This window comes from Pseudomonas sp. NPDC089406 (assembly GCF_044900265.1).
Taxonomy (GTDB): Bacteria; Pseudomonadota; Gammaproteobacteria; order Pseudomonadales; family Pseudomonadaceae; genus Aquipseudomonas; species Aquipseudomonas fakonensis.
The window spans coordinates 196,761-216,036 of the sequence record NZ_JBJDNC010000005.1; the positions used below are offsets into that span (position 1 = coordinate 196,761).

Consider the following 19,276-nt stretch of genomic DNA (forward strand, 5'->3'; position numbering starts at 1 on the left):
GCGGGCGGCAGATGCAAATGCCCCGGCCAGTGGCCGGGGCAGGGGGCTTACTTGATGCGCTGGCCAGGCTTGGCGCCGCTGTCCGGGCTCAGCAGGTAGATTTCTTCACCGCCGGGGCCGGCGGCCATGACCATGCCCTCGGAAACGCCGAAGCGCATTTTGCGTGGCTTGAGGTTGGCCACCATCATGGTCAGGCGGCCTTCCAGCTGGCTTGGGTCGGGGTAGGCCGACTTGATGCCGGAGAACACGTTGCGGCGCTCGTCACCGATGTCCAGGGTCAGTTGCAGCAGCTTGTCGGCACCCGGTACGGCTTCGGCCTTGACGATCAGCGCCACGCGCAGGTCGACGGCGGCGAAGGTGTCGAACTCGATCTCGGCCGACAGCGGGTCCTTGGCCAGCTCGCCATTGCCGGCCGGCGCCTGCTGGGATTCGGCGGCCAGCAGGTCTTCCTTGCTGGCGGCGACCATGGCTTCGACTTTGCTCAGCTCGATCCGGCTCATCAGCGCCTTGAACGGGTTCAACTGGTGGTTTTCCAGGCGCGACTGGTGATCGTTCCAGGTCAGCGGGGCGACGTTGAGGAAGGCTTCGGCATCAGTGGCCAGCACTGGCAGTACCGGCTTGAGGAAGATCACCAACTGGCGGAACAGGTTGATGCCCTGGGCACAGATGGCCTGCACTTCGTCCTGCTTGCCTTCCTGTTTGGCCAGCGACCACGGCGCCTTGTCGGCGATCCAGGCGTTGGCACGGTCGGCCAGGGCCATGATTTCGCGCATGGCGCGGCCAAAGTCGCGGCCCTCGTAGGCGTCGCTAATCGACGGCGCGGCTGCCAGGAAGGCTTCGGTCAGTTCGGGGGCGGCGTCGCCGGCAACCATCACGCCGTCGTTGCCCTTGTGGATGAAGCCTGCGCAGCGGCTGGCGATGTTGACCACCTTGCCCACCAGGTCGGAATTGACCTTCTGCACGAAGTCCTCGAGGTTCAGGTCGAGGTCATCCACGCCACGGCCGAGCTTGGCCGCGTAGTAATAGCGCAGGTATTCCGGCTGCAGGTGGTCGAGGTAGGTGCGGGCCTTGATGAAGGTGCCGCGCGACTTGGACATCTTGGCGCCGTTGACGGTGAGATAACCGTGCACGTTCACTGCGGTCGGCTTGCGGAAGCCCGCGCCTTCGAGCATGGCCGGCCAGAACAGGGCGTGGAAGTTGACGATGTCCTTGCCGATGAAGTGGTACAGCTCGGCTTTGGAGCCTTCGTTCCAGAACGCGTCGAAGTCCAGCTCCGGGCGGCGTGCGCAAAGGTTCTTGAAGCTGGCCATGTAGCCGATCGGCGCATCCAGCCAGACGTAGAAGTACTTGCCAGGTTCGCCCGGGATCTCGAAGCCGAAGTACGGCGCATCGCGGGAGATGTCCCACTCCTGCAGGCCCGAGTCCAGCCATTCGGCGAGCTTGTTGGCCACCGCGTCCTGCAGGGTGCCGCTGCGGGTCCACTGCTGCAGCATGGCCTGGAAGTCCGGCAGCTTGAAGAAGAAGTGCTGGGAGTCGCGCAGCACCGGGGTGGCACCGGAGATCGCCGACTTGGGGTTTTTCAGTTCGGTCGGGGCGTAGGTGGCGCCGCATTTTTCGCAGTTGTCGCCGTACTGGTCTTCGGCCGCGCACTTGGGGCAGGTGCCCTTGATGAAGCGGTCGGCGAGGAACATGCCCTTTTCAGGGTCGAAGTACTGGGTGACCGAACGGGTGGCGATGTGCCCGGCGTCGCGCAGACGGCCGTAGATCAGGCTCGACAGCTCGCGGTTTTCGTCGCTGTGGGTGGAGTGGAAGTTGTCGAAGTCCACCAGAAAATCAGCGAAGTCGCCGCTGTGCTCGGCCTGAACGTTGGCGATCAGTTGCTCCGGGGTGATGCCTTCTTTTTCGGCGCGCAGCATGATGGCCGAACCGTGGGCGTCGTCGGCGCAGACGTAGATGCACTGGTTGCCACGCAGCTTCTGGAAGCGCACCCACATGTCCGTCTGGATGTACTCCAGCATATGGCCAAGGTGGATCGATCCATTGGCATAGGGCAGGGCGCTGGTGACGAGAATCTGACGTGGCTCGGACATGGTGGCTCGGCTACTTATCTGGCTACGGGGTAAAAATGAGGGTGATCGGCCACTATAAAGGGCTGGCGAAGATATTTCACCCCGCGAACGCATATGCTGACGATTGACGGGTTAGCATAGGCGCCTGTTTCGTATTCAGTTTGCCAATGGGAGTGTCCATGAGTGCCGTCACCCGTGCCGCCGTCGAAGGCGTGCTTCGCCAGTACACCGACCCTTACCTGAACCAGGACCCGGTCAGCGCCGGCTGCGTGCGGGCCATCGACATCCAGGGCGGGCAGGTCAGCGTGCAGCTGCAGCTTGGTTATGCCGCCGGGCTGTTCAAGGGGGGCTGGGCCCAGGTGCTGCAGACGGCCATCGGCAACCTCGACGGGGTGAGTGCGGCTAGCGTCACCATCGACTGCCAGATCGCCACCCACAAGGCCCAGGCCCAGGTGCCGGCCATGGCCAACGTGAAGAACATCATCGCCGTGGCCTCGGGCAAGGGCGGCGTGGGCAAGTCGACCACTGCGGCCAACCTGGCCTTGGCGCTGGCCCGCGAAGGTGCCCGGGTGGGCATTCTCGACGCCGATATCTACGGCCCCAGCCAGGGCGTGATGTTCGGTATCCCCGAAGGTACCCGACCGCAGGTGCGCGAGCAGAAGTGGTTCGTGCCGATCAAGGCCCATGGTGTCGAGGTGATGTCCATGGCTTTCCTCACCGACGACAACACGCCGATGGTCTGGCGCGGCCCGATGGTTTCCGGTGCATTGCTGCAACTGGTCACCCAGACTGCCTGGGATGACCTGGACTACCTGGTGATCGACATGCCGCCGGGTACCGGTGATATCCAGCTGACCCTGGCGCAGAAGGTGCCGGTGGCAGGCTCGGTGATCGTCACCACGCCGCAGGACCTGGCCTTGCTGGATGCCAGGAAGGGCGTCGAGATGTTCCGCAAGGTCAACATTCCGGTGCTGGGCGTAGTGGAGAACATGGCCGTGCACATCTGTTCCAACTGCGGCCACGCCGAGCACTTGTTCGGTGAAGGCGGTGGTGAAAAGCTGGCGGCGCAGTACGGCGTCGAACTGCTGGCTTCGCTGCCGCTGTCGATGCTGATCCGTGAGCAGGCCGACAGTGGCAAGCCGACCGCCATCGCTGAGCCGGAAAGCCAGATCGCCATGGTTTACCAGGAGCTGGCGCGGCAGGTTGGCGCGCGCATTGTGCTACAGGAAGCAGCGGCACCAGCGATGCCGAGCATCACCATCAGCGAAGATTGATTGCCACGCATAAGCTTCGGGCCTGTGCTGTCCTTGTAGGAGCCGGCTTGCCGGCGATGAGGCCGGCACAGCCAGCACAAGACAGTTGCCCCCGCCCGATTGCATTTCGAGCAGCCACAAAAAAACCCGCCAATGGCGGGTTTTTCCTGAAGCGAGGAAGCTAAATCGACTTAGGCGATTTGAACTTCTTCAGCCTGCATGCCTTTCTGGCCGCGGGTAGCGACGAAAGTAACAGCCTGGCCTTCTTTCAGGGTTTTGAAGCCGTCAGCTTGGATGGCTTTGAAGTGCACGAACAGGTCGTCGCCCGACTGAGGGGTGATGAAGCCGTAGCCTTTCTCGTCGTTGAACCACTTAACAACACCGGATTGACGGTTGGACATTTTTCTGTCTCCTTGGACAAAGTTTTGTGGCGGCCTGGGAAAACCCCGAGCCGTGAACTGAGTGCAAAGGAGCAGAAGGTGTCAGGAGATGGGCCGATCGTAAATCGTGCATCAAACAGATCTTCGGTGTCGCGTGCAGCACAGTGGGCGTAACCTTAACCCACTTTCCCTGACCTGCCAATAACCCTGGGCATGTTTGTCGCAATTCGGATCGACGGCGCCTGCAAGCCCCGTCCGGCGGGGATTGCAGCATGGATGAGGGATCTGACTTTGCCGCAGGCGCCGGGACCGGTAAGATGCGCGTCACGATTTTTTTCACCTTGCACTCTCAGGACACCCCGCCATGAGCATCAAATCGGACAAGTGGATTCGCCGCATGGCGCAGGAACACGGCATGATCGAACCGTTCGTCGAGCGCCAGGTGCGCGGCGAGCAGGACAGCCGGGTCATCTCCTTCGGTGTCTCCAGCTACGGCTACGACGTGCGCTGCGCCGACGAATTCAAGGTGTTCACCAACATCAATTCGGCCACCGTCGACCCCAAGAACTTCGATGCCGGCAGCTTCGTCGACATCAAGAGCGACGTGTGCATCATCCCGCCGAACTCCTTCGCCCTGGCCCGCACCGTCGAATACTTCCGCATTCCGCGCGATGTGCTGACCATCTGTCTGGGCAAGAGCACCTACGCCCGTTGCGGCATCATCGTCAACGTCACCCCGCTGGAACCGGAGTGGGAAGGCCACGTGACCCTGGAGTTCTCCAACACCACCACGCTTCCGGCGAAGATCTACGCCAACGAAGGCGTGGCGCAGATGCTGTTCCTGCAGTCCGACGAAGCATGCGAAGTGTCGTACAAGGACCGTGGCGGCAAGTACCAGGGCCAGCGCGGCGTCACCCTGCCGCGTACCTGAGCCGACCAACTGCGGGGAATTGTTGGCGGGCAGTGCACTCCAAATCCTGAACGGTCCCGGCGCGCATGACGTGCGCCGGCTCTAGTCAGGAGCTGCCCCATGAAACTCGACCCCGCAATCAGCGCCAAGCTGGCCGTGCTGCAGCCGAACCAGATCGGCTTGCCGGCCTGGTCGCTGCTGGCCCACCCGCCTACGCCGCTGCAGGCCGGCGGCGTGCCGCACCAGCCTGACCCCGACACCCCGCAACCGCCGGAGCCCGGCGAGCACCCGCCGATGGAGCCGGGCGAGCCAACCTTGCCTGACGAGCCGCCTCCCGCTCCTGTTGCTTGATCATGCCCCCAGCGGCCAGACCCGCCCGGCGCCCGCCAAATAAAGGCGCGTGCCGGCCTCTGGCAGCACATTCCAGCCACCGGTGAATTCACCGAACGCCGGCAGCAGCGCTACCCGCGGGCCAAACACGAAACAGGGCATGCGCAGTCGCTGGCGGCCCCGCCCGCGCAACACGTAGGCCGGGTGCACGTGCCCGGCCAGTACCGGGTGGCTGGCATGGGGCTCGGGTTCGTGGCACAGGGCAAAGGGCTCCAGCAGCCAGGGTTCTTCATGCAGCCTAATACCCAACTGCGCAGGCGGGTCACCCGCATGGCGGTCGTGGTTGCCACGCACCAGCACGATCTGCAGGGCCGGGTGGCGTTCGCGCCAGGCCTGCAGGGCAGCCAGGGTGCCCGGAGTGCGGGCGCTGCGGGCATGCAGAAAGTCGCCCAGCACGATCAGCGTCGAGCAAGCATGGGCGGCCAGCAGCGCGTCGAGCCTGGCCAGCGTCGCTTGCGTGGTGCCGCGCGGCACCGGTTGGTGCTGCGCCCGGTAGCTGGCGGCCTTGCCGATGTGCAGGTCGGCCACCAGCAGCGCCTGCCGCCTGGGCCAGTAGACGGCCTTGTCGGCGAGCAGCAGCAGGGCTTCGCCTGCATAGTCGACTGCCAGTTCAGCCATACCCGTTGCCTGCGGCGTTTTCCAGTTCAGCCACCATGCGGGCGATGCGATCGGCCAGTTTCTCAGTGCTCAGGGTTTCGCGCATGCCTTCCACCAGCAGGGTGAAGGCCATCGGGCCAGGGCGTTTGAGGGAATGCAGGTCCAGCCGTTGGCTGGCCATGCGTTGCAAATGCCTTTGCAACCGGTCGATTTCCAGCTCCTCGCCCAGCACTTCGTCACGGGCCTGGCCCAGCAGCAGGTTGCCCGGGTCATGCTTGCGAAACACCTCGAAGAACAGCCCGCTGGAGGCCTGGATCTGCCGGGTGCTTTTTTGCGCCGCCGGGTACCCCCCGAACACCAACCCGGAAATCCGCGCGATTTCGCGAAAGCGGCGCAGGGCCATTTCGCTGGCATTGAGGCTGGCCAGCACGTCTTCGAGCACCTGCCCGGCGCTTAATGCTGGCGGCAAATGGGCCGCCCAGTCCACTTGACTGGGGGTGAGCAGTTCGAAGCCATAGTCACTCACCGCAATCGATACCGACAGCGGCTGCTCGCGGCTGACCCGCCAGGCGATCAGGCTGGCCAGCCCCAGGTTGGCCATGCGCCCGGCAAACGGGTAGAGGAACAGGTGCGAACCCTGGCGGCTGCTCAGGGTTTCGGCCAGTAGGGTGGTACGGGTGGGCAGTGCCGACCAGCTTGCTTGCAATGCCAGCAGCGGGCGCACCGCGCGCAGCTCGGGGCTTTCGAAGTGGCCGTGGGCGGCGGCCTCCAGTTGCTCGACCAGGGCGTCGGCCAGCTCGCCGGACAACGGCATGCGCCCGCCATTCCAGCGCGCCACCGCTGCCTTGCGCGAGGTGCTGCGGCGCACATAGGCGGTCATGTTCTCGACCCGTACCAGCTCTAGCACCCGCCCGCCGAACATCAGTGTGTCGCCGGGGCGCAGGCGGGCGATGAAAGCCTCTTCAACGCTACCCAGCGCCTTGCCGCCGCCGCCCTTGCTCCAGAATTTCAGTTGCAGGCTGGCCTCGCTGACGATGGTCCCGATGCCCATGCGATGGCGCCGCGCCAGGCGTTCGCTGGTCACCCGCCAGATGCCGTCGGCGTGGGCCTCTACGCGTTGGTAGTCAGGGTAGGCACTCAAGGCGCTGCCGCCGTTGTGCACGAACGCCAGCGCCCACTGCCATTGGCTGGCCTGCAGGTCGCGGTAGGCCCAGGTGCTGCGCACCTCGGCCAGCAGTTGCTCGGGGCGCATGCCGGCGCCCAGGGCCATGCTCACCAGGTGCTGCACCAGCACATCCATGCACAGCCGTGGCGAGCGCCGCGCCTCGATGTGCCCGGCGGTCAGCGCCTGGCGGGCGGCGGCCGCCTCCACCAGCTCCAGGCTGTGGGTGGGCACCAGGGTGATGCGCGAGGTGCGCCCCGGCGCATGCCCGGAACGCCCGGCGCGCTGCATCAGCCGGGCGATGCCCTTGGCCGAGCCGATCTGCAGCACCCGCTCTACCGGCAAAAAGTCCACCCCCAGGTCCAGGCTCGAGGTGCACACCACGGCCTTGAGTTGCCCCTGCTTGAGCGCCCCTTCGACCCAGTTGCGGGTTTCCCGGGCCAGCGAGGCGTGGTGCAGGGCGATCAGCCCGGCCCACTCTGGGCGCGCTTCCAGCAGCGCCTGGTACCACAGCTCGGCCTGGGCGCGGGTGTTGGTGAACACCAGGCTGCTGGCGCTGGCGTCCAGTTCGGTGGCCACCTGGGCGAGCATCTTCAGGCCCATGTGCCCGGCCCAGGGGAAGCGTTCGAGCTGCGCCGGGATCAATGTGTCGACGATCAGGCGCTTGCCCTGGCGCCCCTTGAGCAGCAGGCCGCCATCCGGTACCAGCACCTGCAAGGCATGCTCGAGGTTGCCCAGGGTTGCCGAAAGCCCCCACACCACCAACTGCGGCCGCCAGCGGCGTAGGCGCGCCAGGGCCAGTTGCAGTTGCACCCCGCGCTTGTTGCCCAGCAGCTCATGCCACTCATCCACCACCACCAGGCGCAGGCTGGCGAAGTCCTGTTCGGCCTGGGCACGGGTCAGCAGCAGGGTCAGGCTCTCGGGGGTGGTGATCAGCGCGCTGGGCAGGCGCCGCGCCTGGCGGGCGCGCTCGGCGCCGCCGGTGTCGCCGCTGCGTACGCCTACGCTCCAGTTCAACCCCAGCTCATCCAGTGGCGCCTGCAAGGCCCGCGCGGTGTCGGCGGCCAGGGCGCGCATGGGGGTGATCCACAGCACCTGCAACGGCGCGGGTTGGCGGCTGGGGGTTGCGTCTGCGAAGGCGCGCAGCGCGCCCAGCCAAAGCGCGTAGGTTTTGCCAGCACCGGTGCTGGCGTGCAGCAGGCCGCTGTCGCCACGGCCGATGGCGGCCCACGCCTGGCGCTGGAAGGCGAACGGCTTCCAGCCGCGGCTGGCGAACCATGCTAGGGCGAGGTCGGGCATGCGGCGCGGGTCCTTCGAAGGCTGTGCTTCTAATGACCCTGCGCGCCTGCGTTTGGTTTTACCGGGTCAGTTACCCAGCAGGTAACCGCTGCGGCACACCTTCTGGCCGGCCACATGGGCCACCACCATGCCTGCCGTGGCCATGCGCCGCAGGCTGCGGGCGTACATCAGCCCGGCCTGGGTGGTGTGCAGCGGGGTCACCCGGTCGCTGAGCGGGTCGATCACCTCGGCCACCAGTTGCCCGGCTTCAAGCTGCTGCCCGGGTTTGGCATGGAACACCAGCAAACCGCCCAACGGTGCGGTCACAGGTTCTACGGCGGCCAGTGGCGTGGCCGGCTGGCGTAGCGCCGGCAGTGGGACGGGCTGGCCTTCGATCACGCCGCTGTGGGTGAGAAAGTCGAGGATCGCCTGGCAGTCCTGGCTGGCCAGGGCGTGGCTGACGTCGGCCTGGCCGCGCAGCTCGATGGTCACCGAGAAACTGCCCAGGGGGATCGGGAAGCGCTTGCCGAAGCGTTGCTGCAGCTGCCACCAGACCAGGCTGAAACACTCGTCGAACGATTGGCCGCCCGAGTCGGTGGCCAGCAGGCTGGCTTGCACGCCCAGGTAGCGTGCCAGTGGCTCGACCTGGGGCCAGGCTTCGGGGGTGGTGTACAGGTGCTCCACGGCCTCGAAGTCGCAGTGCAGGTCGAGCACCATGTCGGCGTCGCAGGCCAGGCGCTGAAGGGTCAGGCGTTGCGATTGCAGGGGCGTGCGTGCCGGGTGGGCGTCCAGGCCACGGCGCAGGTATTCGCGGATCAGCGCCAGGTTGTGGGCTGGGTCCTGAGTCAGGTGGGCTTCCACCTGGTCGCCGATGTTGTCTGCCAGGTCGACGAAGTTGCGGTTGAAGTTCTCGCCGCTTTGCAGCTCGAAACGGCCCAGGGGCGCGTCCAGCAGCACCTGCTCCAGCCCCACCGGGTTGGCCACCGGCACCAGGATGATTTCGCGGCGCAGGCGGCCTTGCTGCTCAAGTTCGCCCAGGCGCTGCTTCAGGTGCCAGGCCACCAGCATGCCGGGCAGTTCGTCGGCGTGCAGCGAGGCCTGGATGTACACCTTGGCGCCATCGCGCGGGCCGAAGTGAAAGCTGTGCAACTGGCGGGCGATGCCGGGCACGGGAGACAACAGGTCGTGGGTCGAATGGTGCATGGGGGTCCTGATTGAAACGTTGTGTGACAAGGGCCGGGATCAAGGATAGAAGCACAACTTCGGCCCCGGTGCACCCTCAGCCGAGCAGTGCCTGCAGGGTTGCCAGGTCGTCGGCCTGTTCCACTGGCTTGTCGTGGCGCCAGCGCAGCATCCGCGGAAAACGCACGGCGATGCCGCTCTTGTGCCGTTTGGACAGGGCGATGCCTTCAAAGCCCAGCTCGAACACCAGCGTCGGGGTGACACTGCGCACCGGGCCGAAGGTTTCCACGGTGGTCTTGCGGATGATGCCATCGACCCGGCGCATTTCTTCGTCGCTGAGCCCGGAGTAAGCCTTGGCGAACGGCACCAGGCTGCGCCCAGGCGTACCGAACGGGGCGTCCCACACGGCGAAGGTGTAGTCGCTGTACAGGCTGGCGCGCCGGCCATGGCCGCGCTGGGCGTAGATCAGTACGGCATCGATGCTGAACGGGTCGACTTTCCACTTCCACCACAGGCCCATATCCTTGGTGCGGCCCACGCCGTACAGCGCGTCACGCTGCTTGAGCATCAGCCCCTCGACCCCCAGGCTGCGCGATGCCTCGCGCAGGCCCGCGAGGTCGGCCCAGCTGTCGCCGGCCAGCAGCGGCGACAGCAGCACGGGGGCCAGCGGGTGTTCCGCCAGCAGCAGCTCCAGTTGCTGGCGGCGCACGTGCTGCGGGTGGTTGCGCCAGTCCTCGCCCTGGTATTCCAGCAAGTCGTAGGCCTGCAGCACCACCGGGGCATCAGCCAGCAGTTTCTTGCCCAGGGTCTTGCGCCCCAGGCGTTGTTGCAGCAGGGCGAAGGGTTGCACGGCGATGCCCTCGACGCCGGGTTTCCAGACCAGTATTTCGCCATCGAGCACACTGCCGTCGGGCAGCATGTGCGCCAGGCCGTGCAGCTCGGGGAAGCGCTCGGTGACCAGCTCTTCGCCGCGCGACCACACCCACAGCTGGCCATCACGCTTGACCACCTGGGCGCGGATGCCGTCCCACTTCCATTCCACCTGCCAGCCTTGTGGCGGACCGAGCAGGGCGTCGAACTGCTCTACCGGCAGTTGCAGGGCATGGGCCAGGAAGAACGGGTAGGGCTGCCCGCCACGCTGCTGGTGTTCGTCGGCCGACTCCGCGGCGATCAGCTTGAGGTAGCTGGCGGCGACCGGGCGATGGCTGAGGTCGGTGTAACCGACCATGCGCTGGGCCACGCGTTTGGCGTCGAGGCCGGCCAGTTGCGCCAGGGCGCGGGTGACCAGCAGTTTCGACACCCCCACGCGAAAGCTGCCGGTGACCAGTTTGAGGCTGAGCATCAGGCTCGGCCGGTCCAGTTGCACCCACAGCTGCGGCAGGCGTTCGCGTACCTGCTCGGCTGGCTGGCCGCGTAATGGCAGCAAGTGCTGTTCGACCCAGTCGGCAAGCCCGGCGTCGCTACCATTGGGGTTTTCCGGCAGCAGCAGCGAGACCGTCTCGGCCAGGTCGCCGACGGCCTGATAGCTTTCTTCGAACAGCCACTCGGGCAGCCCCGACAGTTGCGTGGCCAGTTCGCGCAGCAGGCGGCTCGGCACCATCTGCCGTGGTCGCCCGCCAGCCAGGAAGTACACCGCCCAGGCGGCATCGGCGGCGGGTGCACTGGCAAAATAGTCACGCAGTGCCTGCAACTTGGCGTTGCTCGAAGTGGTGGCGTCCAGGCGCAGGTACAGCTCGGCGAAGGCTTTCATGCCTCGGCGTCCGTGGTAGGCACATCATCCTCTTCGCCGTATTCGGTGACGAAAGCGCGGGCATCCAGCCCCTGCTCGGTGAGGTAGCGCACCAATACATTCACCGAACCGTGGGTGACCATCACCCGTTCGGCGCCGGTCTGGCCGATGGCCCACAACAGGCCCGGCCAGTCAGCGTGGTCGGAGAGCACGAAACCGCGGTCCACGCCGCGCCGCCGGCGGGTGCCGCGCAGGCGCATCCAGCCGCTGGCGAAGGCGTCGCTGTAGTCGCCGAAGCGTTTCATCCAGCTGCTGCCGGACGCCGAGGGCGGGGCCAGTATCAGCGCCTGGCGCAGCAGCGGGTCGTTGCGCGGTATATCGCTGGCGTACAGGGTGGCTGGCAGTTGCACGCCGGCCTCGCGGTACACCCGGTTCAGTGGCTCCACTGCACCGTGCACGACAACCGGGCCAATGCTGGCGTCCAACCCGTGGAGGATGCGCTGGGCTTTTCCGAAGGCATAGCAGAACAGCACGCTGGCCTTGCCTTGCGCGCAGTTGCCGCGCCACCAGGCGTTGATCTGGGCGAACACCTCGGCCTGGCTTGGCCAGCGGTAGATTGGCAGGCCGAAGGTCGATTCGGTGATGAAGGTGTGGCAGCGCACCGGCTCGAATGCAGCGCAGGTGGCGTCGGGCTCGACCTTGTAGTCACCGGAGGCTACCCACACCTGGCCCTGGTATTCCAGGCGCACCTGGGCCGAGCCCAGCACGTGGCCTGCCGGGTGCAGGCTCAAGGTTACGCCGTGGTGCAGCAGGCGTTCGCCATAGGGCAGGGTTTGCAAGTCGATTCCCGCGCCCAGGCGGCTGCGCAGCACGCCGGCGCCTGCGGCGGCGGTCAGGTAGTGGCGGTTGCCGGGGCGGGAATGATCGCCGTGGCCATGGGTGATCACCGCGCGTTCCACCGGGCGCCAGGGGTCGATGTAGAAATCGCCGGGCGGGCAGTACAGGCCTTCGGGGCGGGCGATGACGAGGTCCATGGCGGGGGGCGGCGGTGGTGGGTGGTACAAGGTGGGAGCGTGGGGGGGAGGGGAAAGTTCGGTTGGGTAGGGGGGTTGGAAGGTGTCCGGCGAAGATTCTTCAGCGCTTATGAGATCGAGCGCCGCCCGCGCGGCGCTTCGCGGTGGTTCGGCACCCCGATGAACCCGCTCCCACATTTGTTTCGGGCCAATTATTTCTGCGCAAGTACCGGCGCCTGCTTTAGTGCATGCCTCGAGTCATGTGGAGCGGCGGCAACGCACACGCTGAAACCGCGTCGAATCAACAAGGCGGACCAGGTGTTGGCACAGGAAAGACTGGCCTGAAAAAAACTGTGGGAGCGGGTTCACCCGCGAAGCGCCGCGCGGGCGGCGCTCGATCTGACAGGCGCTGCAAGGCGTTCGGCGAACACATGGCAGCCTTCACCCATCCCCGCCAGAAACCACCCAACCATGAAAAAGCCGCCTGTAGAGGCGGCTTTTTCATGGTTGCTTGAACCTACTTCCCCGGCACCAGCGTCAACCGCTGGCTGCCATAGGCCCGGCCGAAGTTCTGCGGCTGCAGCGGCAGGCTCATGAAGCGCCCCTTGAACCAGGCATCCAGCCCGTCGCTGTAGTGACGGCTGGCCGGGTTGCCCGACTGGCCGCTGCTGGTCAGCAGCTGCAGCGGTTCGGCCTGGCCGAAGTCGACGATCATCCGCGCCGAGGCCGGCAGGCGGGTGTCGAAGTTGCTGCCCCAGGCATAAGGGGTCAACGCCAGGGTGCTGAAGTCGCCACCGGCGGCCATCGGCGAGCGCTTGAGGCTGTCGCCGAGCCCCTGGTAATTGGCCGCTGGCCACTGGTATTGGTGCAGCTTGCCCCACTGCCAGGCGCGGCTATCGGCACCAAGCTGCGCGGTGCCGGCGTCGATCGCGCCGGCCAGGCTGCGGGCCAGGATGGCGGGTTTGTCTTCTTTTTGCGGGGTGTTGCGGTCATCCCAGAACGGGCTGTCGTCGCGGCCCAGCAAGTGGTCGGCCTGGGCCGAGTACGACAACTGCGCGTTGCCGACGAAGGCCTGCCAGGCCGGGCCGGATTCCGGGCCGAGGTCGTCGAGGAAGGCCTGGCGGGTGACTTCCTGGAGGAACAGCTCGTACAGCGCGGCATCGGCCGACACCGGGCTCAGGCGGCCGTCGAAGGCCTTGAGCCGGGTGAGTGCCTCGCGGGCCTTGTCGCGTTGCGCCGCGGGCAGGGCATCGATGGCCTGCTTGAGCGGCTGGGCCATGCCCGGGGCATCGAACATCTGCTTGAGCTTGGCTGCCAGCAGGGTCACCTGGTCGTTTTGCAGGGCCATCAGGCTGCGGCTGTCGTGGCGGCCATTGTCGGCCAGTTCGGCCAGGCGTTCGGCGCGCTCGGGGTAGTACCAGGTGCTCGACAGCTGCATGCCATAGCCCTTGGGCTGGCTACGCTGGTTGGCGTGGCCGATGAAGCCGCTGGGCGGGTCCTGGTCGTAGGGGTGGAGCATGGCGTCGGCGTAGCCGTCCCAGTCATAGCGCCCGTCCCAGCCCGGCGAGGGCAGCAGGCCCTGGCCGTCGCGGCGGTTGGGGTAGCGGCCACTGACCTGCCAGCCGATGTGCTCGGGCTCGGCGAACACGAAGTTGAGCGCCGCCGCGCCCACTTCGCGGGTGCTGTCGAAGGCGCGCTCGAGGTTGCTGGCGCGGGTCAGGTCGAACAGCGCATCGAGGCTGCGGTCATCCTTGAGCTGCGGCAGGTGCAGGGCCAATGCCAGGCTGCCGTGGCCCGGCAGCAGGGTGCCGTGACGGGTGTCGTACATCACCTCGCGCTGCGGGCGCTGGCCACGGACGAAGAAGGTCTCGTTGCGCGCGCGGGCCGCTTGCCACTTGCCGTCGGCCAGGTAGGTCAGCTGGTTGCCCTGGCGGCGCACCTGCTCGAGGAACAGGTCCTGGTTGTCGGCCATTACCGCGCTGGCGCTGAAGGCCAGCTTGCCGTTGTAACCGGCCAGCACGATCGGCAGGCCGGGCAGCGACAGGCCGGCCACCTGGTACTTGCCGGTGTGGATCTGCACTGGGCTCAGTGCCCAGGCGGCGCGGCTGTCGCTGGCCAACAGGCTCTTGCCGCTGCGGCTGCGCTGCGGGCCCAGAGCCAGGTTGGCCGAGCCCGGGGCGCCGAGCAGGCCGAGGTCGGCCAGTTGTTGGCCGGCGGCGGCCAGCGAGGCCAGGCCCGGCAATTGGCTGGCCAGGTTGATGCCCTTGAGCTTGTCGGTTTCGGCATGGGCCAGGGGTTCGTCCGGGGCACCGGGCAGCAGCCAGGCCAGCTTGTCGCTGCCGACTTTCTGCGCCAGGGTCAGGGCCGAGAGTTCTTCCTGCAGGTTCACCGACTGGCTGAACGCGTACAGGCTGAAGATCAGAGCCGAGTCCTCGGGCTTCCAGTATTCAGGGCGGTAGCCGCTGCCGGCGAGCTCGGCCGGCAGCTTGTCGCGGTAGCGGAACAGGTAGGCGTTGACCCCGCGGGCGTACACCTCGAAGAAGCGCTTGAGCCGCGGCGAGGCGTCGGCGTAAAGCTGGGCGGCGCTTTGCTTGAGGTTGGCTGCGCGCATCAGGCGGTCGATTTCCAGCGCGTCGGGGCCGGCCAGCTCGGCCAGGCGGCCCTGGGCCAGCAGGCGCATGCTGAGCATCTGGCCGATGCGGTCACCGGCGTGCACATAGCCCAGGCTGAACAGTGCGTCGTGGAAGTTGCTGCTCTCGATCAGCGGCGCGCCCATGGCGTTGCGCCGCACCGAAACGTTCTGCGCCAGGCCCTTGAGCGGCTGCACGCCGGTGGTTGGCGGCACGCTGTCCTGATAGCCGCCCATCTGGCAGCCGGCCAGCGCAAGCAGGCCGAGCAGCGCGGCAGCACCGCCGAAGCGAAGGCGGAAGGGGGGAAGGACGGCCATGACGGGGCTCCTGCAGGGCGTGGCGGGGTTCGGAAGGCGCTAAGGTAGTGAGCGCGCAGTCGCCGTGCAAGGTGCCGGGGCGGTTTATTTACCAGTGGTCATGCAGCGCGGGGCAAGCCCGCTCCCACACGCTTGTCGTGGGAGCGGGCTTGCCCCGCGATTGTTGTGCTCGGCGCGTTGGGCTTCGCCGATCAGGCGCCGTGGCACTTCTTGAATTTCTTCTCGCTGCCGCATGGGCACGGGTCGTTGCGGCCAACGTCCTTCAGGGCGTTGCGCACCGGCTCCTGGTGGCCGTGGTTGCAGTGCGGGCCGTGCACATGGCCGTGATCGTGGTCGTGGTGATGGTCGTGGCCATGGTCGCAGTCGGGGCCATGGACATGGGGTTGTTGGGTCATTGCGGGGTACTCCGGTTGAAGATGGCGGCGATTATCTCACCACTGGCCGACAAGTGCAGCGTCAGCCGGCGACGTAGCTGGCGCAGCACTTCTTGAACTTGTGCCCGCTGGTGCAGGGGCAGGGGTCGTTGCGCCCGGCCTTGAGCGGCACGGTTGGGTCGATGAAGTACCAGCGGCCCTTGTTCTGCACGAACGCCGAGCGTTCGCGGTGCTGGTGGTCGCCCTGTGCATCGTGCCAGCGGGCGGTGAAGGTGACGAAGGCATGTTCGGGCTGCCCACCGAGCACCTCGGCGCCTTCCACCTCCAGCCCCAGCCAGGTGCTCTGGGCGCTCCAGGCGCTGATCCCCGGGCGGTCCAGGCCGGCCTGCTGGGCCGGCAGGGTGGTCGCCACCAGGTAGTCGACCAGCCCTAGCACATAGGCGCTGTAGCGCGAGCGCATCAGCGTCTGTGCGTCGGGCGCCGGGGTGCCGGCGTGGTAATGCCCGCAGCAGGCATCGAGCAGGTTGCCACTGCCGCAGGGGCAGACCGAGACACTCATTGAATCACCACCAGTACTTGCCGAAGTTTTGCGGGTTGGCCCAGAACTTGGCGTTGAGCCAGTCCGGGACCTGTTTGTAGTCATGCAGATCATAGGTGAACAGGCTCAGCTGCTGCCCGTCGCGCTGGAATTTTTCACTGGCTGACATTGCCAGCGAGAAAAAGTCGGTGGCTTGCCAGCCGCAGGCGGCCAGGTCGGCCAGCACCGCAACGCGGCTGGCGTTGAGGTTGCGGATGCCGCCCAGCAGCTGCAGGCCATCGCGCTTGGGCAGGTGCTCAAGGCAGTCCACCAGCAGCGCCAGGTCGAAGCGTTGCGCGGCCAGTGCAGCGGGCAGCGCGCCGGGGGCGGCCAGCTCGATGCGGGTGTCGGGGTGAGCCTCGGCAAAGGCATCCAGCGCCGGGAAGCGGCTGCCTACCAGCAGCAGGGTGCGCGGGGCGAAGCGCTCGAGCAGGGCGGCCAGGGCCTGTTGCGGCGTGCGGGGTGAGACAGCGTCGGTCATTGCCATTCCTCGTTCAGGTCGCTCAAGACTAACGGTCCTGAGGTGTTGGGCAAAGAGGCAAGAGGCTGAGGTCATGGCTTATTGCTGGCAGAGCGGTAAACGGCGGTCTTTACTCCCAGAGCGTCGGTTTTGTACCGATTCCCCCTATGGAGAGGCAACAAGATGAGCATAGTACGCACAGCGATACCCCTGGTTCTGCTCACCAGTGTGTTGACTGGTTGTGCAGGTTTGCAAAAAACCGACTGGCCGAAGTGTGCTGCCGTCGGGGGCGTAGGCGGCGCGGCCCTGGGCGCCATCGAGAGTTCCAGCTGGGCGGGCTGGGGCGCCTTGCTCGGTGGCGGCCTGGCGGCCGGCTACTGCTGGGCCCATGGCGATGGTGACGAAGACGGCGACGGCGTGCCGGACAGCCGCGACAAGTGCCCCGGCACCCCGCGCGGCGTGCAGGTGGACGCCAACGGTTGCCCGCCAGCGCCGGCGCCAGTGGCCGAAGAAGTGGTGGTGCAGAAGGAAGAAGTCATCGTCATCCGTGACGTGCACTTCGAGTTCGACTCGGCGCGCCTGACCGCCACCGACAAAGAGCGCCTGAACACCGTGGCCACGCGCCTCAAGCAAGAGGCACCGAGCGCGCGCCTGAGCGTTACCGGGCACACCGACAGCGTCGGCTCCGACCGCTACAACCAGAAGCTCTCCGAGCGCCGCGCGCATTCGGTGACCGACTACCTGGTCGAAAGCGGCGTGCCGCGCAGCAGCTTCGTCTCGGTGGTGGGGGCCGGTGAAACCCAACCGGTGGCTGACAACGCCACGGTCGACGGGCGGGCGATGAACCGTCGTACCGAGATCAAGATCCAGCGTTAAGTGCAGTGCGCCCGCGCCTTGAGAAGTGGCGCGGGCGCGTCTTTACTCCTGGGTGACCGGTAGTGGCCGGTGACACAGGAGCATTCAGCATGAGTGTAATGTCGAAGGCGGCGCTGCCGCTGGTGCTGGCCACCGGGCTGCTGACCGGTTGCGCCACCCACAGCGATGGCAGTGCGCCCCTCAATCAAAGGACCTGGCCTCTGTGCAGCCTGCTCGGCGGGCTGGTCGGCGGTGGCCTGGGCGCCATCGAGAGTTCCAGCTGGGCGGCCGGTGCCGGTGCTGCCGGGGTAATCGCCGGTGGCCTGATCTGCTATGCCCAGGATGGCGACGAGGATGGCGATGGCGTCTTCGACCGCCGCGACCGTTGCCCGGACACCCCGGCCGGTACGCAGGTCGACCACATGGGCTGCCCGTTGCCCCAGTACCCGCCCGTGCAACCCAAGCCTGAGCCGGTTGCTGCTGCGCCCGAGGTGATCACCCTCGATGACCAGGGCCAGGTATTGTTCGCCTTCAATTCCGCCGAGCTCAACGACGGCGCCCGGCAGCGCCTGCAAAGCCTGATGCCGAAGCTGAACGACCCCAGCGTGGGCAGCGTCAAGGTCATCGGCCATACCGACAGCGTGGGGTCGGACAGTTACAACCAGGGGTTGTCCGAGCGCCGGGCCAGCAGCGTCGCCGAATACCTGATCAGCCAGGGGCTGGCGCCGCAGAAGGTCACCAGCCAGGGCCGCGGCGAGAGCGAGCCGGTGGCCGACAATGACACCGACGAGGGCCGGGCGCATAACCGACGGGTGGAATTGCACCTGAACTGACCCTCTGGCGCGTGCCCCTGCAACAGGGGTACTGTTGCCGGCGCGGTTCGTTCGCACGAGCCGCGCCGACATAACAAAAAAACCAGTGGGGGCGGGGTATGAAGTTCATCCTGGGCCTGGGCAAGGCGCTGACGGTGGTGTTCTGGTGGATCGTGCTGGTCAACCTGTTCATGCCGCAGCCAGTGCCGATCAATCTGCTGATCAATGCCGCCGGTATCGTGCTGTTGACGCTGCATGTGCTGGAGGTGCTGTTCTTCAATGCCAGCCTGCGCGGGCGTAGCCACCGCTGGTTCGACCGGTTGCAGATTCTGCTCACCGGGATTTTCCATGTGATGTCCATCCGCAAACCTGAAGAGGCGTCTAGCCGTGCGTAAACTGTTGTTGCTGGCCGCCCTGGCCACGCCCATGGCCCAGGCCGAGAGCCTTGAAGTCGCCGCCCACTCGATGCTGCGCCTGCCCAACAAGGCGGCCAGCGTGCACCTTGAGCAACTGCGTGTGGCTGATTCGGCCACCCTGCTGCTGCCGGCCTCGCTCACCGAACTGAAAATCGACCGGCTGGAGCTGGGGCGTGATGCGCGTATTGCCATTGCGCCGGCCGAGCATGACCTGCGCATCGTTGCTGCCAGCGCGTATCTTGGGGCTGGCAGCGAGTTCAGTGCGCCTGGGGCTGCGGGCAGTTATGAGCGTGCGGCGCGGCCCGGGCGTAACCTGGATTTACGCCTGGAGGCGCTGGAGGCCGAGCAGTTGGCCATCGATGCCCGGGGTGGTGCCGGGGCGCCGGGGTATGTGGGGCTCGACGGGGCCAATGGCAAGCCGGGTGGTTGCACCTGGGGGCAGGCCAGCCGTGGGGCCAATGGCGATGATGGGGGTAATGGGCATGATGGTGCTGCCGGTGGGCGGGTTCGCCTGGCGGTGCCGGAGGGGTTTGAACGGGATCGGATTGTGGTGCGGGTTGATGGCGGGGCGGCGGGTAAGCCTGGGGCGGCTGGCAAGCCTGGCAAGGGTGGGGCCAGCAAGGGGTGCCTGGTTTATCGCACTGATGCGGGGGGCAATGGGCGGCCTGGGGCCGAGGGGGCGCCTGGGTTGGCGGGGGCTTCTGGGGAGTTGATATTGCAGCGGTTGTGATTTTTGGGTTGTTGGTTGGTTGGTTGGTTGGTTGGTTTTTAGAGTTTTATGCGCATTCATTATTTGTAGTGACGCTTATTCACCTTTCCGCCCTTACGGCGGGTTACTTTTTTTCGTGGAAAAAAGTAACCAAAAACCGTGC

General features: G+C 66.4%; 18 protein-coding genes. 7 read left to right on the top strand and 11 right to left on the bottom strand.

All coding sequences use genetic code 11. The features are described from left to right. Positions 1–47 precede the first annotated feature (47 nt). On the bottom strand, positions 48–2,090 hold the full coding sequence (metG, locus tag ACI2KK_RS05735) for a methionine--tRNA ligase (protein ID WP_404668207.1): 2,043 nt from the start codon (positions 2,088–2,090) through the stop codon (positions 48–50). 158 nt (positions 2,091–2,248) lie between these two features. Between metG and apbC the strand changes: the two genes are divergently transcribed. After that, positions 2,249–3,343: an iron-sulfur cluster carrier protein ApbC gene (apbC, locus tag ACI2KK_RS05740; RefSeq protein ID WP_404668208.1), complete on the top strand. Its 1,095-nt coding sequence runs from the start codon at positions 2,249–2,251 to the stop codon at positions 3,341–3,343. 170 nt (positions 3,344–3,513) lie between these two features. On the opposite strand, the gene ACI2KK_RS05745 is transcribed toward apbC, so the two are convergent. Next, positions 3,514–3,723: a cold-shock protein gene (locus ACI2KK_RS05745; protein WP_003254922.1), complete on the bottom strand. Its 210-nt coding sequence runs from the start codon at positions 3,721–3,723 to the stop codon at positions 3,514–3,516. A gap of 343 nt (positions 3,724–4,066) precedes the next feature. Between ACI2KK_RS05745 and dcd the strand changes: the two genes are divergently transcribed. Together dcd and ACI2KK_RS05755 are read left to right on the top strand one after the other, a co-directional pair. Continuing rightward, entirely contained in the window at positions 4,067–4,633 is a 567-nt protein-coding gene (gene dcd / locus ACI2KK_RS05750) for a dCTP deaminase (protein WP_050704036.1), read from the top strand. A 99-nt stretch (positions 4,634–4,732) separates the two neighbouring features. Further along, the gene (locus tag ACI2KK_RS05755) at positions 4,733–4,963 is read left to right on the top strand and encodes a hypothetical protein (RefSeq protein ID WP_194789305.1); all 231 of its coding nucleotides are present in this window, start codon (positions 4,733–4,735) and stop codon (positions 4,961–4,963) included. On the opposite strand, the gene pdeM is transcribed toward ACI2KK_RS05755, so the two are convergent. The 9 genes from pdeM to ACI2KK_RS05800 form a co-directional block, all read right to left on the bottom strand. Further along, positions 4,964–5,620 carry a ligase-associated DNA damage response endonuclease PdeM gene (gene pdeM / locus ACI2KK_RS05760; protein ID WP_404668209.1) on the bottom strand — a complete coding sequence of 219 codons (657 nt, stop codon included), beginning with the start codon at positions 5,618–5,620 and terminating at the stop codon, positions 4,964–4,966. Then, the gene (locus ACI2KK_RS05765; protein WP_404668210.1) at positions 5,613–8,060 is read right to left on the bottom strand and encodes a ligase-associated DNA damage response DEXH box helicase; all 2,448 of its coding nucleotides are present in this window, start codon (positions 8,058–8,060) and stop codon (positions 5,613–5,615) included. Before ACI2KK_RS05765 ends, pdeM begins: the two co-directional genes overlap by 8 nt. A gap of 66 nt (positions 8,061–8,126) precedes the next feature. Further along, positions 8,127–9,242 carry a succinylglutamate desuccinylase/aspartoacylase family protein gene (locus ACI2KK_RS05770; protein WP_404668211.1) on the bottom strand — a complete coding sequence of 372 codons (1,116 nt, stop codon included), beginning with the start codon at positions 9,240–9,242 and terminating at the stop codon, positions 8,127–8,129. Positions 9,243–9,318: 76 nt separating this feature from the next. Beyond that, positions 9,319–10,971, bottom strand: coding sequence for an ATP-dependent DNA ligase (locus tag ACI2KK_RS05775; RefSeq protein ID WP_404668212.1), 1,653 nt, complete (start codon positions 10,969–10,971; stop codon positions 9,319–9,321). Then, positions 10,968–11,984: a ligase-associated DNA damage response exonuclease gene (locus ACI2KK_RS05780; RefSeq protein WP_404668213.1), complete on the bottom strand. Its 1,017-nt coding sequence runs from the start codon at positions 11,982–11,984 to the stop codon at positions 10,968–10,970. The genes ACI2KK_RS05775 and ACI2KK_RS05780 overlap by 4 nt, the downstream gene beginning before the upstream one ends. Positions 11,985–12,480: 496 nt before the next feature. Then, positions 12,481–14,910 carry a penicillin acylase family protein gene (locus tag ACI2KK_RS05785; RefSeq protein ID WP_404668214.1) on the bottom strand — a complete coding sequence of 810 codons (2,430 nt, stop codon included), beginning with the start codon at positions 14,908–14,910 and terminating at the stop codon, positions 12,481–12,483. Between the two features lie 191 nt (positions 14,911–15,101). Next, positions 15,102–15,305 carry an SEC-C metal-binding domain-containing protein gene (locus tag ACI2KK_RS05790; RefSeq protein WP_110701992.1) on the bottom strand — a complete coding sequence of 68 codons (204 nt, stop codon included), beginning with the start codon at positions 15,303–15,305 and terminating at the stop codon, positions 15,102–15,104. Between the two features lie 61 nt (positions 15,306–15,366). After that, positions 15,367–15,843 (bottom strand): YchJ family protein, encoded by a 477-nt coding sequence (locus tag ACI2KK_RS05795; RefSeq protein WP_404668215.1) that lies wholly within the window; start codon positions 15,841–15,843, stop codon positions 15,367–15,369. A gap of 4 nt (positions 15,844–15,847) precedes the next feature. After that, positions 15,848–16,342, bottom strand: a complete 495-nt coding sequence (locus ACI2KK_RS05800) for a DUF6231 family protein (RefSeq protein WP_404668216.1) — start codon at positions 16,340–16,342, stop codon at positions 15,848–15,850. Between the two features lie 162 nt (positions 16,343–16,504). Here ACI2KK_RS05800 and ACI2KK_RS05805 point away from each other — a divergent pair, with 162 nt between their 5' ends. The 4 genes from ACI2KK_RS05805 to ACI2KK_RS05820 all read left to right on the top strand — a co-directional run bounded on the left by ACI2KK_RS05805 (position 16,505) and on the right by ACI2KK_RS05820 (position 19,134). Next, positions 16,505–17,197, top strand: a complete 693-nt coding sequence (locus tag ACI2KK_RS05805) for an OmpA family protein (protein ID WP_404668217.1) — start codon at positions 16,505–16,507, stop codon at positions 17,195–17,197. A gap of 89 nt (positions 17,198–17,286) precedes the next feature. Next, positions 17,287–18,009, top strand: a complete 723-nt coding sequence (locus ACI2KK_RS05810) for an OmpA family protein (RefSeq protein ID WP_404668218.1) — start codon at positions 17,287–17,289, stop codon at positions 18,007–18,009. Between the two features lie 98 nt (positions 18,010–18,107). Next, positions 18,108–18,383 (top strand): DUF1145 domain-containing protein, encoded by a 276-nt coding sequence (locus tag ACI2KK_RS05815; protein ID WP_404668219.1) that lies wholly within the window; start codon positions 18,108–18,110, stop codon positions 18,381–18,383. Beyond that, positions 18,376–19,134: a collagen-like protein gene (locus ACI2KK_RS05820; protein WP_404668220.1), complete on the top strand. Its 759-nt coding sequence runs from the start codon at positions 18,376–18,378 to the stop codon at positions 19,132–19,134. Before ACI2KK_RS05815 ends, ACI2KK_RS05820 begins: the two co-directional genes overlap by 8 nt. The last annotated feature ends 142 nt before the right edge of the window (positions 19,135–19,276 follow it).

Coding starts and splice junctions, on each gene's coding strand:
- metG (WP_404668207.1), bottom strand. CDS start 2,090: ATGTCCGAGCCACGTCAGATTCTCGTCACCAGCGCCCTGCCCTATGCC.
- apbC (WP_404668208.1), top strand. CDS start 2,249: ATGAGTGCCGTCACCCGTGCCGCCGTCGAAGGCGTGCTTCGCCAGTAC.
- ACI2KK_RS05745 (WP_003254922.1), bottom strand. CDS start 3,723: ATGTCCAACCGTCAATCCGGTGTTGTTAAGTGGTTCAACGACGAGAAA.
- dcd (WP_050704036.1), top strand. CDS start 4,067: ATGAGCATCAAATCGGACAAGTGGATTCGCCGCATGGCGCAGGAACAC.
- ACI2KK_RS05755 (WP_194789305.1), top strand. CDS start 4,733: ATGAAACTCGACCCCGCAATCAGCGCCAAGCTGGCCGTGCTGCAGCCG.
- pdeM (WP_404668209.1), bottom strand. CDS start 5,620: ATGGCTGAACTGGCAGTCGACTATGCAGGCGAAGCCCTGCTGCTGCTC.
- ACI2KK_RS05765 (WP_404668210.1), bottom strand. CDS start 8,060: ATGCCCGACCTCGCCCTAGCATGGTTCGCCAGCCGCGGCTGGAAGCCG.
- ACI2KK_RS05770 (WP_404668211.1), bottom strand. CDS start 9,242: ATGCACCATTCGACCCACGACCTGTTGTCTCCCGTGCCCGGCATCGCC.
- ACI2KK_RS05775 (WP_404668212.1), bottom strand. CDS start 10,971: ATGAAAGCCTTCGCCGAGCTGTACCTGCGCCTGGACGCCACCACTTCG.
- ACI2KK_RS05780 (WP_404668213.1), bottom strand. CDS start 11,984: ATGGACCTCGTCATCGCCCGCCCCGAAGGCCTGTACTGCCCGCCCGGC.
- ACI2KK_RS05785 (WP_404668214.1), bottom strand. CDS start 14,910: ATGGCCGTCCTTCCCCCCTTCCGCCTTCGCTTCGGCGGTGCTGCCGCG.
- ACI2KK_RS05790 (WP_110701992.1), bottom strand. CDS start 15,305: ATGACCCAACAACCCCATGTCCATGGCCCCGACTGCGACCATGGCCAC.
- ACI2KK_RS05795 (WP_404668215.1), bottom strand. CDS start 15,843: ATGAGTGTCTCGGTCTGCCCCTGCGGCAGTGGCAACCTGCTCGATGCC.
- ACI2KK_RS05800 (WP_404668216.1), bottom strand. CDS start 16,342: ATGACCGACGCTGTCTCACCCCGCACGCCGCAACAGGCCCTGGCCGCC.
- ACI2KK_RS05805 (WP_404668217.1), top strand. CDS start 16,505: ATGAGCATAGTACGCACAGCGATACCCCTGGTTCTGCTCACCAGTGTG.
- ACI2KK_RS05810 (WP_404668218.1), top strand. CDS start 17,287: ATGAGTGTAATGTCGAAGGCGGCGCTGCCGCTGGTGCTGGCCACCGGG.
- ACI2KK_RS05815 (WP_404668219.1), top strand. CDS start 18,108: ATGAAGTTCATCCTGGGCCTGGGCAAGGCGCTGACGGTGGTGTTCTGG.